General features: G+C 55.9%; 12 protein-coding genes. 8 read left to right on the forward strand and 4 right to left on the reverse strand.

All coding sequences use genetic code 11. The features are described 5' to 3' along the window. Window positions 1-9: 9 nt before the first annotated feature. From ribE to Q0796_RS15530, 5 genes are all read left to right on the forward strand, one after another. Window positions 10-480 carry a 6,7-dimethyl-8-ribityllumazine synthase gene (ribE, locus tag Q0796_RS15510; RefSeq protein WP_298444794.1) on the forward strand — a complete coding sequence of 157 codons (471 nt, stop codon included), beginning with the start codon at window positions 10-12 and terminating at the stop codon, window positions 478-480. Window positions 481-499: 19 nt separating this feature from the next. After that, the gene (gene nusB / locus Q0796_RS15515) at window positions 500-919 is read left to right on the forward strand and encodes a transcription antitermination factor NusB (protein WP_298444796.1); all 420 of its coding nucleotides are present in this window, start codon (window positions 500-502) and stop codon (window positions 917-919) included. A 278-nt stretch (window positions 920-1,197) separates the two neighbouring features. After that, the gene (gene thiL / locus Q0796_RS15520; RefSeq protein ID WP_298444798.1) at window positions 1,198-2,163 is read left to right on the forward strand and encodes a thiamine-phosphate kinase; all 966 of its coding nucleotides are present in this window, start codon (window positions 1,198-1,200) and stop codon (window positions 2,161-2,163) included. Continuing rightward, window positions 2,160-2,633 carry a phosphatidylglycerophosphatase A gene (locus tag Q0796_RS15525; RefSeq protein ID WP_298444799.1) on the forward strand — a complete coding sequence of 158 codons (474 nt, stop codon included), beginning with the start codon at window positions 2,160-2,162 and terminating at the stop codon, window positions 2,631-2,633. Before thiL ends, Q0796_RS15525 begins: the two co-directional genes overlap by 4 nt. Before the next feature lie 557 nt (window positions 2,634-3,190). Beyond that, on the forward strand, window positions 3,191-3,757 hold the full coding sequence (locus Q0796_RS15530; RefSeq protein WP_298444801.1) for a HupE/UreJ family protein: 567 nt from the start codon (window positions 3,191-3,193) through the stop codon (window positions 3,755-3,757). Window positions 3,758-3,836: 79 nt separating this feature from the next. On the opposite strand, the gene Q0796_RS15535 is transcribed toward Q0796_RS15530, so the two are convergent. Beyond that, the gene (locus Q0796_RS15535; RefSeq protein WP_298444802.1) at window positions 3,837-5,171 is read right to left on the reverse strand and encodes a winged helix-turn-helix domain-containing protein; all 1,335 of its coding nucleotides are present in this window, start codon (window positions 5,169-5,171) and stop codon (window positions 3,837-3,839) included. Between the two features lie 214 nt (window positions 5,172-5,385). Beyond that, entirely contained in the window at window positions 5,386-7,719 is a 2,334-nt protein-coding gene (locus tag Q0796_RS15540) for a hypothetical protein (RefSeq protein WP_298444804.1), read from the reverse strand. A gap of 461 nt (window positions 7,720-8,180) precedes the next feature. On the opposite strand from Q0796_RS15540, the gene Q0796_RS15545 reads away from it, so the two are divergent. Continuing rightward, complete coding sequence (locus tag Q0796_RS15545) at window positions 8,181-8,978, forward strand: ion transporter (RefSeq protein ID WP_298444815.1); 798 nt, start codon at window positions 8,181-8,183, stop codon at window positions 8,976-8,978. Between the two features lie 79 nt (window positions 8,979-9,057). On the opposite strand, the gene Q0796_RS15550 is transcribed toward Q0796_RS15545, so the two are convergent. Next, window positions 9,058-10,269 carry an MFS transporter gene (locus Q0796_RS15550; protein ID WP_298444805.1) on the reverse strand — a complete coding sequence of 404 codons (1,212 nt, stop codon included), beginning with the start codon at window positions 10,267-10,269 and terminating at the stop codon, window positions 9,058-9,060. Continuing rightward, window positions 10,269-10,463: a hypothetical protein gene (locus tag Q0796_RS15555; RefSeq protein ID WP_298444806.1), complete on the reverse strand. Its 195-nt coding sequence runs from the start codon at window positions 10,461-10,463 to the stop codon at window positions 10,269-10,271. Before Q0796_RS15555 ends, Q0796_RS15550 begins: the two co-directional genes overlap by 1 nt. Window positions 10,464-10,714: 251 nt before the next feature. Between Q0796_RS15555 and Q0796_RS15560 the strand changes: the two genes are divergently transcribed. Together Q0796_RS15560 and Q0796_RS15565 are read left to right on the forward strand one after the other, a co-directional pair. Next, entirely contained in the window at window positions 10,715-12,349 is a 1,635-nt protein-coding gene (locus tag Q0796_RS15560) for a methyl-accepting chemotaxis protein (RefSeq protein ID WP_298444808.1), read from the forward strand. Between the two features lie 377 nt (window positions 12,350-12,726). Beyond that, window positions 12,727-15,315: a TonB-dependent receptor gene (locus Q0796_RS15565; RefSeq protein ID WP_298444810.1), complete on the forward strand. Its 2,589-nt coding sequence runs from the start codon at window positions 12,727-12,729 to the stop codon at window positions 15,313-15,315. The last annotated feature ends 156 nt before the right edge of the window (window positions 15,316-15,471 follow it).

Raw genomic sequence — 15,471 nt, forward strand, 5'->3', positions numbered from 1 at the left:
GAAAATAACATGAACGTTATCGAAGGTAACATCGCAGCCAAAGACGCTAAAATTGCTCTGGTCGTCGGTCGTTTCAACAGCTTTGTGGTTGAGAGCCTAGTTGAAGGCGCATTAGACACCCTGAAGCGTTTTGGTCAGGTTAGCGATGACAACATCACTGTTGTTCGTGCGCCGGGCGCTTTCGAGCTGCCACTGGTCGCTCGCCGCTTAGCAGCAAAAGGCGAGTTCGACGCCATCATCGCACTGGGTGCAGTGATCCGCGGCGGCACGCCACACTTCGATTTCGTTGCCGGTGAGTGCAACAAGGGACTGGCCCAAGTGATGTTGGAGTTTGATACTCCAGTGTCTTTCGGGGTACTGACCGTCGATACCATTGAACAAGCCATCGAGCGCGCCGGCACCAAAGCTGGTAACAAAGGCGGCGAAGCTGCTTTGAGTGCACTCGAAATGGTTAACGTATTGAATCAGCTGGCCGACTAAGGTCAGATTGGAGAGTTGTGTGAAGCCTTCAGAGCGTCGTAAAGCCCGCCAATTGGCGGTACAGGCCCTCTACTCCTGGCAGATGAGCGGTAACGCCGTTGCCGATGTAGAGCATCAGTTCCTAACCGAACAAGATACGCAAGCTGCCGATGTAGCTTACTTCCGCGAGCTGCTGTCTGGTGTGTCTAACCAAGCGGCTTCTCTGGACGCCAAATTGAAGCCAAACTTGGCTCGTTTGGTTGAGGAAGTGGATCAGTTAGAGCTGGCCATTTTGCGCTTGGGTGCATATGAACTGATCTGTCGCGATGATGTGCCTTACAAGGTCGCCATTAACGAAGCCATTGAACTGGCTAAAGTTTTTGGTGCCGAAGAAAGCCACAAATTTGTGAATGGCGTGCTGGATAAGCTGGCCATTTCCATTAACCGTCAAAACGGTTAATCAGTTCAGCCCGCGGGGTAACTGCGGGAATTAAGACAAGGAGTATGGCCAGCGCTGGCGTTGGCCGTACACCACTCCACCTTGATATCTGAACAACTCAGACGCCCACCATTTGGTGATTTAGCCTTGTGCTAATGCCACCACGACGGCGGGCAGAAAAGGGCTCCATGCGGCGTTCGTTAACTCTGTGCTGATCATCAGCCGGCGTTAACGGCCTTGCCTGGGGCCTTTTGCATTTCAGTTGCGCAAACAATATCAGCACGGATTGGTAATACGTTATGAGTACTGGTGAATTTTCTATCATTGAGCGTTTCTTTACCCACCGCCGCAGCCGTAAGGATGTGGTGCTAGGGGTGGGGGACGACGGTGCCATTTTAGCCGTGCCGGAAGGCCACCATCTGGTGGTGTCGACCGATACCTTGGTCAGTGGCATTCACTTCTTTGCTGACATCTGTCCGGCCAAGTTGGCTGTTAAAACCGTGGCGGTCAACCTGAGCGATCTGGCGGCGATGGGCGCCGAGCCAGCGTGGATGACGCTGGCGATCACCATGCCTGATGTGGACGAAGGCTGGCTGAGCGAATTTGCTCGCGGGCTGGAACAGGTGTGTGATTACTATGGCGTGGCGTTAGTGGGGGGCGATACCACTCGCGGCCCATTAAGCCTAACGGTGACGATGCAGGGCCATGTGCCGATCAATCGCGCGTTGCGCCGTGATGGGGCCAAGATTGGCGATTGGATCTACCTCACCGGGGCCGTTGGCGACAGTGGCGCGGGATTGCAGGCGCTGTACCAAGGCGAACAGGGCAGCCAGTGGCAACCGTTTATTGAGCGCCACCTAACCCCGAAACCGCGGTTGGCGGCGGGCATTGCCCTGCGTGGCATTGCCAGCGCGGCGATGGATCTGTCCGATGGCTTGGGCTCTGATCTGGGCCATATCCTGCGTGCCTCTGGGGTGGCGGCCCAGCTTGAAGTGGATCAAATTCCGCTGAACCCGCAGCTGATCGAGCTGGTTGGGCGCGAGCAAGCGTTGCAACTGGCGCTGGGCGGCGGTGAAGATTACGAGCTGCTGTTTACCGTGTCTGACAGCGATAAGGGCACCTTGGCTACGGCCATGGCAGAAACGGGCAGCCACGCGATCTGCATTGGCCAGATTGTGGCGGGCAGCGGCATCAGCTACCGCCGTAACGGCCAAGAGGTGGATGTCAGCATTAGCGGCTACAACCACTTCAAGGAGAATCAATGAGTCGATTTACCGGGATCTCAATGCGAAATCCCATCCATTTTTTGGCCTTTGGCTTTGGTTTAGGCTTAGCCCCTAAAGCGCCGGGCACCTTTGGCACCTTGGCGGCGTTGCCGTTCTTTGTGTTGATGCAGGATCTGTCGTTGCCGGTGTACGCCGCCATTGTGGCGTTGATGGGCGTGGTGGGGATCTACCTGTGCGATAAAACCGCCAAAGACATGGGCGAACACGATCATCCGGCCATCGTTTGGGATGAAGTGGTGGGGATGTTGATCACCATGGCGGCGCTGCCAAGCGGCTGGCATTGGTGGCTTATTGCCTTCGCGGCTTTCCGCTTCTTCGACATCCTCAAACCGTGGCCGATCCGGCTGCTGGATCGCCACGTCCACGGCGGTTTCGGCATCATGATCGACGACGTGCTGGCGGGCTTCTTTGCGCTGGCTGTAGTGCAAGGGTTGGCGTACTGGCTGTAGCCGTTGCTGGCGGCATGATAAAGGGCATGAGCGCGATCTCATGCCCTTTTTTGGTGTTGTGTATTAGTTAACTGCTGGCGTTGCTGCGCGGTCGCTATTGTCGCCTGCGGCGAGCTTCTCAACGCTGTGATGCGGCAGTAAAGCCAGTGCGGCGTATCTGTCACGGCTAAGTCATCATCTGGCGGTTGCTGCAACGCAATGCTGCGAAAACGAGGGGGCTGTCGTCACCTCGGAGGCGCTTGGGATTGCAAAGGGACGAGTCCCTTGCCCGCCGCCGGGCGGTCCCGGCAATGACCTTTATGCCGCAGCTGGTCATGCACAATAAGTTCAACAGCTCATTGGTACACAGCCCTTTTTGTGGCTGTTACCTCGCTGGGTTCGCTGGCGAATGCAATACTGCGATCTGTGTCCGGCTCGCCTTCACACTCTTCCAATCCCCTTATCGGCTACGCCAAACGAAGCGCGCAATTTTGCCGTGGCTCACAGACAAAGCCGCTATCGGCTCGCCACAATGGCGCTCAGATTCAGGTAAACACCAACCAATTCAAGGAGTTTTGATGCGACGTTTAGCAATAGGGTTATTGGCATTAGTGCCTAACTTAGCGTTGGCCCACGCGGGCAATGGCAGTGGGTTTGAAGCCGGACTGACTCACCCCGTGCTGGGGCTCGATCACCTGTTGGCCATGGTACTGGTGGGGGTCTTGGCGGGTCAGATCGGCGGCAAGGCGATGTGGCAAATTCCCGCGACCTTTGTGGCGCTGATGACCGCTGGCGGTGTGGTTGGCATGCTGACCTTAGAGCTGCCCTTTGTTGAACTGGGGATCATGCTGTCGGTGGTGCTGCTGGGCATCGTGGTGGCCGTTGGTCAGCGCGTGCCCCGCATGCTGGGGTTGGTGATTGTGGCCTTTTTTGCGGTGTTTCATGGCCACGCCCACGGCACCGAAATGCCCAACCTAGCTCAGCCGCTGATGTACGCCTTAGGCTTTATCGTTGGCAGCGCCAGCTTGCACATCATCGGCTTGATGCTGGTGCAGTTGGCGCACAAAGTGGGCAACGGCGCGCTGTTGTGCCGCTTTGCTGGCGCGGTGTGCGTGGGCATGGGCTTGCAGATGCTGATTGGCTAACCCCATTTGAGCGTGCTGTGGTGAATGAAAAAAGCCTGACTTCGGTCAGGCTTTTTTGGTGCTGTAGGCTGCGACTGGGTTAGAGCTTCAGCTGCGCTCGGTGCGCCCACACGACGGTTTCTCCCCACAGTGGCAGGATCCACACGCCGCTTTGTTCGTCTTGATACAGCTGGTGCAGGGTCATCTGTTTTTGGCCCAGTACGGCTTTTTGCAGCTCGCGGTAGATCACCGCGCCCTCTTCCGACAGTTGCGCTGGGCGGCGGAAGTTCTGATTTTCAATCTCCACCAAGTAACGGGTAACGGTTTGGCCATCAAGCTGTTGCTGCTCGGCGATGAAGGGGCCGGAGAATTCGTAACGCATGCTGATGTCGCTGCTGGCGTCGGTAAAGCAGGCGGCCACCAGCAGTTGGCCACGGCCTTCACTTTGATTAACCACTGAAAAGCGCAGATCGCCGCGCACCACGTTGGCGCTGTCGCCATAGTAATAGACGTCGGCTCGATAGACGTTTTCTAGGAGCCCATCTTGCGGCTCTTCAAAGCGATTAAGCAGGATCTTGTTGTAGGTGACTTGCTCCATGCGCAGCTTGGTGTCGTACAGCCATTTCAGATCAAGGGGCGGTTGCTGCTGGTGGCGGCGCACCAAATTGAGCGGCAGCGCGTCTTTGCAGCGGCCGTTGTAGTTGGCGCACAGGGCAATGGAATCAAAATCTTGGCTTTGTTTTAGGTAGCTTTGTTGTGGCTTCGATTGCGGCATCATCTCGTCGATGCGCTGCCAGTTACTGACAAACTCGGTGGCCGCCAGCGGTTGCGGCGTATTGTTCTGTTCGAACTGGACGTGATGGACCAGATTGGGGTGGGCGCCAATCTGGATCTGTTCGGTGCTGATGGCTTCAACACCGGGCTGTTGTTGCAGCCGTAAGGTATCCACCCAGTGGGGCAGGGTGCCGTTGACGTGCAGCATCGCCACGGTACCGACAACAACAAAGAGGCTGACGAGCAACAGCGCCAGCGGGCGACGACTGCTTGGTTGTTGCGGGTGTTCGCTCCTGGCTGAGGCGCAGGGGGCGGCTGTGGCGGCGGTCATCGGTTGCGCGGGTGCAGCCTCTGCGAGGGACTGCCCCGCTTGGCACAGGCTGTAGCCGTAGCGCGGGATGGTTTTTAATTCGATGTCGTGATGTTGCTGCAGCTTGCGCCGCAAGGTACTGATGCACTGAGTGAGCGACGACTGCGCCACGACGCGGCCGGGCCAACCTGCGTCGGTGAGGCTTTGTTTATCGACCACTTCGCCTTGGCGTTGCTGCAACAACAATAAGATCGCCAATTCCGCAAACGACAGCGGCACACTTTGGTGGCTGCGACCGTCAACCAGCTCGCGCCGTTCCAGATCGATTTGCAGGTGTTCAGATAACTTCAAGTTGGTACCTCACTGCCCAGTCAGAAAACGCAGGAACAGTCAGGGACACTGTGCGTTGTCGCTGCGGATGATACTGATAAAAAATCCATTTTTGCATGATGCAGTTCTAGCTTTAATGATCCCAAAGATGGAAATAATGGCCCAACAAAATTGGGCCATTAACATTGCAGGGGATGAATATGGCGGGGCAGCATGGCTGCCCCGGTTTTATCCGTTACTTCAAACCGTGGACGGTCTTGATGTTGTCGAGGCTGTGACAAACGGCACAGGATTCTTGGCCGTTATACTCACCCTCGGTCACCCCAAACTGGGCGCCGTTTTGCTTCATGTGAGCCACAACTTCAGCGCGAACCTGTTTGCGATCCTCGCCGTTGGTGGCGGCGCGCTTACCGTGACAGCTTAAGCACACGGCGGCGGTTGGCGACACGTAGGCATCGGCTTTGGCATCCACCGCGTAACGCTTGTTGCCGCTGGTGTCTTTACCGTCAGCCGGATCCAAGCCGTCGTAGCTGTCCATGTAATCCAGATCCAGCGCCAGCGGCTTGCGACCAATCAGGGTTTCAGCACCGAAGCTATCGCCTTCGTGACATTTGCTGCAGTTGGCCAGCTCTGCTGAGTATTCAACATTACGAACCCAACCTTCACCACCTTGGTTGGCGCGGTTGTTGGCGTGCATGGCGTGGATCCACACTTTCTGATCCGGGTGGCTCATGGTCAGCTGTTCAACGAAATCGACATCGCCTTGCTTGGTGTGAGCATCACGCAGTACCTGAGTTGGCGGGTTGTTGGCGTTGTGACATGCCATGCATTCATCGGCGGCGTTGGATGCAGTAGTCCAATCGCGCTCACCTCGTGGCATCAGGTTTTTCAACATGATCTGCTCATCCAGGCTGCCGTCACCATCGTGGTCGACCGAGCCCGATGCACAGGTGGTACCGAAGTACTCTGGCTCGGTTTTGGTTACCGGGTGGCAAGAGCGGCAGTTCAGCGTCATCTGCACCATGCCGTCGCTGTCGCGAGTGGTGGTGCCGTGGCAAGAGCCACACTTTTCATTGCTGACCACTTGGGTGCGAGGGCGCTCTGCCAGTAAACCGTCACGGTCGAAGTAGTGCTGCCAGTTGAAGCCGGCGGCACCTTGCCCCCAAACCGAGGCGCTTTCCTTACAGGATTCCAGCTCACCATCGGGATCCATACAGAACCAGATCCGTGGGTTTACCAAACCGTAGGAATCGTTTAAGTCGCCATCGAAGGTATCGGTTAATTTGAATGGGCCGATCTCGTAAGTGGTTACGCCATTTTGGTAAGCCAACACGATAGGGTCGTCAACGTAGCCTGGGTAGTTCTCTTTGTTGGTGAAGACCCGCAGTACCTTACCCCGTTCCATCGCCAGATCGCGGCCACCCCAGTTCAGGTAGAACTCGGCATAGTAGAAGAAGTCGGTCTTATCGAGCTGCAGCCCCATGCTGGTGCCAGCTTGGTCGCGAATATCAACGCTAAGCTGAACGTAGCCGAAGCCATCATCCGCTCCGGCGCCCGCTTTGCCTTGGTTTTCAGTAGCCTGAGCCACATCCACCATCTTGGCGTCGGTGACGGTCAGGTGCACGTTCTCACGACGATCGGTTTGGCCTTGGTAGGTGGCCAAGTGGCTTTCGACGGAGGTGTAGTTGTCGTTGTGGCAAGACTGACAATTGCCATTGTCTGGTTGCTTACCGCCCACGTGGCCAGCGCCGGTGGCGAAATCAACGTCGCTGTGGCAGCTGGAACAGGTCGCTAAGGTGGGCACTTGCTTCCAGTTTTCAAAGTCGGTCGCGGCTTCGTTGGCGCTGTGGCAATTGTCACAGCCGCCCACCGGGGCGGAGATCACGCCGATGTGGACCTTGTGGGCCAAGGTGGGGAAAACGGCTTCGGCCGATACCTTGTTGTCGGCGTGACACGCGACACAGGTTTCCACTTCGGTGTACTTGCCGCCGTGCATGGCGATGCTGTCGTGGCAGCTGGCACAATTGCTGGCATTGACCACATTCTTGCTGTAGCTCAGGGCATTGCCATCAAGGCGGAAGTCGTGGATGGCGTTGGCGTAGGCCACCTCTGAGTTACCCACGGTTTCGCCGCCCGTACGCAGGCTCAGGCGCAGGGTCTTGTCGTCGGCCAGCGCAAAGGCAGTAACGGCGCTTACGTCTTTATCGAAGCGGTAGCTGTAGCTGCCGTTGTTGTGATCGGTGATGGTGCCGCATTGGGCGTACTTACTGCTTGGGCAGCTTTCCGAGCTCAGCAGTTTCCAGTTGTTGGCGTCGCCGTTGCTGCCCTGCTCTAGGCCCGCTAACACAAAGCCAAATTTGTTCAGGCCGACGACGGGCAGATCGTTTTCGTTGGTGACGTGGAAAGTCAGGCTCGATTCTGCGGCAACGCTAATGCTGTCGATCTGAACCGACAGGGACTGAGCGCCGTCAGCCACAATCGGCGCTGGGGTGCCAGGTGCACCATCTTGACCATCTTTGCCGTCGTCGCCACTGCAACCGGCCAAGGCCAGCGCGAGCATCGTTGCCACTGAGGCAACCTTAATATGTGGAGAGTTCATCATCATTCTCATCTCTATGAAGCTATCGGAGTGCCCTTTGCTGGGGCATCGATACGGTAAGAGTTGAGTGCGGCGCAGACTGTGATTGCGCCGGTTGCAATCACGGGCAAGGCTGAGGCTGTGATCGTTGTGGCGAGTTTGCGTTAAGGTGTAGCGAACCGGATCGGCTCGCTTTGACGATCGGTAGCGGCATTGTTATCGCTTTGTGTTGCTGGCGGTTTTTTGGGTGATTTGGGACACCTTTTGGGATCCCAAATCGGCCAAATGGCGCAAATTATTGCCAAAACAGCAGAAATCTTGCCAATGCGGGCACAGCGATTGATACAAATAATGTGGTTGCTGAAAGGTGAAAGTGGCTTATGGTAGCTGGCGTAATCGCAGGTGCACGATTACGTGGGATTATTTTTAGAGGGAAGATCGGCGCAGTGAGTATGGTTAACAACATTCAAAGCCAGCTGTTTCAGCTTAAAGAAAACAAAGCATTTGAATTAACGGTGGTGGCGGTGATCATCATCTCGGCATTGGAGGTGGGAGCCAAAACCTTCGATTTGCCCGAACAGGCGGTGTCGGTTACCGGCATCTTGGATCTGCTGATCACCCTGTTTTTCCTGTTTGAACTGAGCGTGCGTTTTTTCGCTGAGCCCAATAAAAGCCAGTTTTTGCGTAAGGGCTGGAACCTGTTCGATACCTTAGTAGTGGTGATCAGCCTGATCCCCATCGACGACAGTGAAATGGCGCTGCTGGCGCGGTTGGTGCGGGTGTTCCGAGTGTTGCGGATGGTGTCGGTGGTGCCCGAGCTGCGGGTGCTGATCAATTCGCTGCTTAAGGCGTTGCCGCAGTTGGGGTACGTACTGCTGTTGATGTTCATCATCTTCTACATCTACGCCGCAGTGGGCAGCTTCCTGTTTGCCGATATCAACCCCACCCTGTGGCGCGACATCGCCATCTCGATGCTGACGCTGTTTCGAGTGATGACCTTCGAAGATTGGACCGACATCCAGTACGAAACCATGGAAGTCTATTCGTGGAGCTGGATCTACTACCTGAGCTTCATCTTCTTCACCGCTTTTGCCTTTTTGAACATGGTGATCGGCATTGTGGTCAGTGTGATGGAGAAAGAGCAGCAAGCGTTGCAGGCGTTGGAACACCCAGAGCCAACCATGGCGGAGTTGCAGCAAGAACTGCAACAGATCAAAGCGCTATTGGCGCAGCAGAACCGGTCGAGTTAGCCAAGGCACGGCCAGAACTAACGACAAAAAAAACCGCCAATCGGCGGTTTTTTTCATGGGGTCTTTGCCGGAGCTGCGCTTACGCCATGGCGGGGCGCGCTAACGGCTTGGCGTTAATCGGCAGGTGTAACAGGGCGGCAATAAAGGCCAACACCACGGTGCTGTACCAAATGGGTTCGTAGCTGCCGTAGTAATCGTAGATGCGGCCACCGGCCCAAGCGCCTAAGAAGCTGCCAACCTGATGGGTAAAGAACACCAGCCCGTACAGGGTCGACATGTACTTAGCGCCGAAGATCTGCCGTACTAAACCGGAGGTCAGTGGTACGGTGCCCAACCAGCAGAAGCCGATGGCGCCGCCAAACAGCACCGCGGTGTATTCGGTTACTGGCAAGGTAACGAACGCGGCAATCACGGCGGTACGCAGCAGGTACAGCGCGCACATGACGTGGCGTTTGTCGTAGTGATCGCCCATTACGCCCCAGAAGTAGGAACCAAAGATGTTGAAGATGCCAACGTAGGCCAACGCCATGGCGGCGGTGTCGGCACTGAGGTGCTTATCGGCTAAGTAACTTGGCAGATGGGTGGCGATAAACATCACGTGGAAGCCACACACAAAGAAACCGGCGTGGATCAGCCAGTAACCTTTGTGGTTAAAGGCTTCGCGCAGGGCCTGCTTTAAGGTTTGTTTATCCTGTGCCAGTGCCGCCGCTGCCGCAGGGTTGGCGTTGTTGTTGGTTTTCATAAAGGCGGAAAACGCCACCATGGCACAACAACACAAGGCGAAGAACTGCATCGCCGTTTGCCAATCGTAATTGGCCAACAGCGATTGCGCGCCGGGGATCACCGCAAACATGCCAAAGGAACCGGCTGCGGTGGTTAAGCCAAAGGCTTTGGCGGTGTGCTCGGCGGGCACCACTCGGGCAATGGCGCCTAACACAATCACATAGCTGGTGGCGCTTAAGCCCAAGCCCACCAATACCCCAAGGCTGATAAACAGCATATTGGGTTCTTGGGTGACGGAGGTTAAGTACAGCCCCGCGCCGTAGGCTACCGCGCCCAAACCGATAATGCGCTTAGGGCCAAAGCGATCGGCGGCCATGCCGACGAACGGCTGAAAGGCACCAAACAGCAGGTTTTGCACCGCGATGGCGAGGCTGAAAAACTCACGGCCAGTGCCAAAGGTATCAACCACCGGCGCCATGAAAATCCCGAAGGATTGGCGGATCCCCAGACTGAAGATCAAGGTGGCGATCCCTAGCCACACTAAGATAGGAAAACGAAAAATGCTCATTAATGGTGACTCATGTTGTGGCCGGAATGATCGGCCATGGTGTTGCTACTGCTGTCGCCTTGATGGCAACCGGCTTCCACGGCGTTTTGCGATAGGGCATCACGTAATGGTTGATAGTTGTGCACCACCAGTAAAGCCACAGCGAGGGCAAAGCACATCCGCAACAACTGGGCTGGTAAGGATTGACTGAACATCGCCACTCCATTGGAGGAATTAAGGTGCGGGATTCTACGCAGTGGGCAGATAGTGGGCAAAGGGTAGCGAGCGCTTCTGTGACCAACAGGACAGATTGGAATCGGTGCCGAGAGTGGATATAACCCTTTACAGATTATGGGTTAGTTGATTGTGTCTGCGTGGTAGCAAAGGTGATCATTAGCACTCGTTGTCAGGCAGCAACTCTCTTATAATCGGCCCATATTCTTCATTACAAAACGATTACAACGCCATGTCGTTATTTTCCAACGCAAGTTTGGTTACCAAGACCATGCTCACCCTGCTTTTGGGCTTGGTTATTGTGGCTGCCGGAGCGGGGCTGAGTATTGTTGGCCAGCAACAGGCACTGCGGAACTATCAAAGCTTGATGCAGCAAGAAGTGGTGCACGAGCAGCAGTTGAATGTGTTAAATCTGCAATTTAAAACGCAGGTGCAAGAGTGGAAAAACGTGCTGCTGCGTGGCGTTAACGAGCAAGATCGCAGCAAGTACTGGGATCGCTTTAAGCGGATGCAGCAACAGATCCAAACCGAAGCTCAACAGCTGTTGAAGGCGCTGCGTAAAGCCGATGAACCGGATCAAAAACTGGTGCAGTTTATTGATGAGCATCAGCAGCTATTCACCCAGTATCAGCATGGGTTCCAGCGGTTCCAAGAGAGCGGTTTCGATCCCCACCAAGGCGATAGTGTGGTGCGGGGCATCGATCGTCATGCCAGCCAGCTGTTGGCGGAATTGGCCCAAGAGCTGATTGACACCAACAACAGCCGCGCGTTGGCGGTACAACAGCACGCCAATGAAGCGCTGTGGTCTGGGGCGATCATTATGTTGCTGTCGGGGTTATTGGCCTTTGTGTTAAGCCGGATGTTGTTGATGAAGCAACTGGTGCAGCCATTGCAGCGGGTGATGGCGGCGCTGGATCGGATGGCGAATGGCCATTTCGAACGGCCACTGACGTTTGAAAGCCACGATGAAATTGGGCGCTTGGCCGACAACGTACGCTACCTGCAAAGCAACTTGGTGGCTTTGCTCAGTGAAGTGGCCGACATTGCCGCCCGCTTGGCCAGCTCCTCTGCTCAGCTGCAAGGCAGCGCCCGCGATACCGATGTGCAGATTGATGGTCAAAGCGCGCAGGTGCAGCAAATTGCCACCGCCATGACCGAAATGAGCGCCAGTGCCAGCGACGTTGCCGCGAACGTGCAGCACGCCCACACCAGCACCAATAACACCAACACCAGTGTTGGCCAAGGGCAACAGCAGTTGCAGCAAAGTGTGCAGGCGCTGGGCAGCCTAGACACCACCATGGGGCAAAGCAGCGAGGTGATCGCCAAGCTGGCTGAGCAAAGCGAACACATTGGCGGAATTTTGGATGTGATTGGCAACATCGCCGATCAAACCAACTTGCTGGCGCTGAATGCGGCGATTGAAGCGGCCCGTGCCGGCGAGCAAGGCCGTGGCTTTGCGGTGGTGGCGGATGAAGTGCGCTCGTTAGCGAGCCGCACTCAGCAATCCACCGCTCAGATCCACACCATGATTGGCGATCTGCAGCACCACAGCGAACAAGCGGTGATTGCGATGGATCAAGGCCGGAAAGAGCTGAGCCACAGCGTGACCCTAGCGGATGCCGCTGAAAGCGAGCTGACTCGAGTGGTGGACGATGTGGCCCAATTAACCCAAGTGAGCGAAGAGATCGCCACCGCCGCCGAGCAACAAGGGCGGGTGAGTGCCGAAGTGAGCGACAATTTGCATCGCATGGTGACCATGGCGCAGCAGCTGAGCGTGCGCTCCCATGAGACCACCGCGGTTGCCACCGATCTGGCGGTGATTGCCGAACAACTGCAAGGGCGGATCGCCAAATACCACATCCGCTAGTGCCGGTAGCACCTTGACTGAGCGGTCATCGAATTGAGTTCGATGGCCGCTTTTTTCGTGGTCGCAACTGCTGCTTTATTGGTCGTAAAGTTTTTCGAATGATCTTTATTTAAATTCGCCGGTTAGTGCTGTTTTGTTTTGTTAATGGTTTGTAGCGGTCGTCAAGGGCAGAAATAACAGTAAAAAGGCGGTGTGCTGGGGTGGCAGTACAGTAGGACTGTTAACAATAAAGCAGCATTAACAGGGATGTAACAAGCTGGCGGTTTATTCAACAAATGTTGTTGGTTGACAGTGATTTACATAGGTAAGAGCATCCGTGACGATGAATCAAAAATCGCGTAATTAAAACGCGATTCATGCCCTAGATGAGTACCCTAATGATGTTGTACAACGCTGTCTCTCGCTCGGTTAAGAGCGCCCTGATTTTGGCTGTGCTTGCCCCGGTAAGCGCCCACGCCGCAGAAAACCAAGCCATTGAGCGCATCGAAGTGACCGGTAGCCGCATTAAGCAGGTGGATTTGGAAAGCGCCAATCCACTGTTGGTGATCAGCGCCGAGCAGATCGCCGCCAACGGTTTTGACAGCGTCTTTGAGGCACTGGATAGCCTTAGCCAAAACGCGGTGGGCAACTTCAATCAGCAGCAAGCGACCAGCACCACCCCAGCGGCATCCAGCATCAACTTACGTGGCGCGGGGCCGGGGCGCACGCTGACGCTGATCAACGGCAAGCGCGTGGCGAAATACCCCTTTGGCATCAACGGCACCGACAACTTTGTTGATGTCAGCAACCTGCCGATGGCGGCGATTGAACGCATTGAAGTGCTGACCAGCGGTGCCTCCGCGGTGTATGGCTCTGACGCCATAGGCGGGGTGGTTAACATCATCATGAAAGAGCAGGTGGACGACACCACCATTAACGCCCGTTACAGCGACACCGACGCTGGCGGCTTAGCCACCTCGCAGTTGTCCATGGTTACGGGCTGGAGCAGCGACAAAGGCCACCTCACCCTGTTTGCCGAGTATGAAGATCGTGAAGCCCTGTACGGCCACCAGCGCAGCAAGTGGGGCAGCGATGTGTCGCCTAATGGTGAAAACGGCGGTTACAGCTCGTTCACCCGTTCCATCATGACCTTGAACAACCAAGGGCAAACCGTTGGGGTGTTGCGTCAACTGTCCGAGCAGCAGTGCAATGAACCGGGCATGATCTGGAACAGCAACTACAGCTACTGTTACTTCGATCGCGCCTCGCAGCGCAGCTTGATGCCAGAGCAGCAGCGACTGGCCGCCATGGTGCGGGCAGATTACGAGCTGAACGACGGCCACCGTCTGTATGCCAACGCCAGCGTGGCTGACAGCAGCACCAAATCAGAATTAGAGTCGTACGCGTCTAGCGACATTGTGTTCGAAGTCAGCGGCAACGACGTACTGCTTTACAGCCCTGGGGGCTCTGCCACCGTGGTTAATGGCACCCAGCAGTTTAATGGCGACTTTGCCGATGCCGCCGACGGTTACTACAAAATCAATCGACGCTTCACCGAGATGGGGCCGCGGATCACCGAAACCGACAGCACCGGCGTTGCGGTGGATGGTGGCATTGAAGGGCGTTTGAACGAGCGCTTCGAATACGACCTCAATCTGGGTTACAACCAGCAACGGCTGAAGCAGGCTCAACGTGGCAATCCGACCGATGCGGCGCTGCTGGCCTATCTGGCGGCGGGCAACTCGATCATGACCACCTTGTCGGCAGAAGATGCCGCGGCGCTGGATTACACCGCCATCACCCGTGGCGAGTCGAGCCTAGTGGATTTCAGTGCTGGGATCAGTGGCGATCTGCTGACCCTAGCCCACGGCGAATTGGGTTTTGCTGCTGGGGTTGAAGCCAGCCGCGAGTGGTTTTCCCAAGACGTGGATCAAGGGGTGGTGAATGATGAAGTGTTAGGTCGCAGCAGCGATGTGGGCAGCAACGGTGAGCGTAACCAATACGGCGCTTACGTTGAGTTTGCGCTGCCCCTGCATGACGACCTGTTGCTGACCACCGCTGGCCGTTACGACCGCTACGATGATGTTTCCAGTGTGGCTGGGCGCTTTACCAAGCAGGCCGCGTTAGAGTATCGACCGATTGACGGCCTGTTACTGCGGGGCTTCTGGGGCGAAACCTTCCGTGCGCCAGACATGCTGCAACTGTTTGGCAACACCACCACTTTGTATGGCAGCTATGAAGGGGTTGAGAGCGTTAAGCTGTTAAATGGTGGCAACGCCAACCTGAAAGAGGAAAGCGGCGACAACTGGAACCTTGGGGTGGTGTACGACATCAACAACTGGCACCTGCAACTGGACTACTGGGCGATGAATCTGGACGATGTGATCGCCTCGCCAAGCCCAGACTTTATTCTGCGTAATGAAGATCAGTTGCCGGGCCGAGTGGAGCGAGACGACCAAGGCAAGCTGGTGCAGATCAGCACCCAAGCGATCAACATGGCCAAGCAAGAGAGCCAAGGCATCGATTTTGCCGTGTCTTACCTGCTGGGCACCAACGGCATGGGTGAGCTGAAATTGGGGGCGGCTGGTACTTACCTTACCCGCTGGCAAGAACAGATTGAACGCGATGGCGCCGTTGAGGATTACCTTGATTTAGAGCTCATGCCAACGTGGCGCGGCAACGCCAGCATCGGTTGGCAGCTGGATAACTACTCGTTGCACACCTTGGTGCAGTACATTGGTTCGCATAATGGCCGCAACAGCCAAGGGGTTGATGCCGATGCACCGAAGCGAGTGGATGCCCATACCGAGGTCAACATCAGCGGCGGTTACCAGTACCAAGATTGGCGTTTCAGTGCCGGGGTAAATAACGTCTTTGATTCGGAGCCAGAGCTGGATCCAACTCAAAGCCGTAACGCGTACTACAGCACCTTCTTGTTCGACGTTGTTGGCCGCGAATTCTACGCTTCTGCCCAGTACCGTTTCTAACGGCTGCAGGGCGACCGGCTAGGCAGCAACAGGCCGAGCATGGCTCGGCCTGTTTTATGTAATAACGTGCTCAATGTCAGCCACAAAAAAGGGCTGTGTACCAATTAGCTGTTGAACTTATTGTGCATGACGAGCTGCGGCATAAAGGTCATTGCC

Origin of the sequence: uncultured Ferrimonas sp., from assembly GCF_947489035.1 — a bacterium.
GTDB lineage: Bacteria > Pseudomonadota > Gammaproteobacteria > Enterobacterales > Shewanellaceae > Ferrimonas.

Bases quoted from the DNA above. Each gene is read 5' to 3' on its own strand.
- ribE (WP_298444794.1), top strand. From the start codon at position 10: ATGAACGTTATCGAAGGTAACATCGCAGCCAAAGACGCTAAAATTGCT.
- thiL (WP_298444798.1), top strand. From the start codon at position 1,198: ATGAGTACTGGTGAATTTTCTATCATTGAGCGTTTCTTTACCCACCGC.
- Q0796_RS15525 (WP_298444799.1), top strand. From the start codon at position 2,160: ATGAGTCGATTTACCGGGATCTCAATGCGAAATCCCATCCATTTTTTG.
- Q0796_RS15530 (WP_298444801.1), top strand. From the start codon at position 3,191: ATGCGACGTTTAGCAATAGGGTTATTGGCATTAGTGCCTAACTTAGCG.
- Q0796_RS15545 (WP_298444815.1), top strand. From the start codon at position 8,181: ATGGTTAACAACATTCAAAGCCAGCTGTTTCAGCTTAAAGAAAACAAA.
- Q0796_RS15550 (WP_298444805.1), bottom strand. From the start codon at position 10,269: ATGAGCATTTTTCGTTTTCCTATCTTAGTGTGGCTAGGGATCGCCACC.
- Q0796_RS15555 (WP_298444806.1), bottom strand. From the start codon at position 10,463: ATGTTCAGTCAATCCTTACCAGCCCAGTTGTTGCGGATGTGCTTTGCC.
- Q0796_RS15560 (WP_298444808.1), top strand. From the start codon at position 10,715: ATGTCGTTATTTTCCAACGCAAGTTTGGTTACCAAGACCATGCTCACC.
- Q0796_RS15565 (WP_298444810.1), top strand. From the start codon at position 12,727: ATGATGTTGTACAACGCTGTCTCTCGCTCGGTTAAGAGCGCCCTGATT.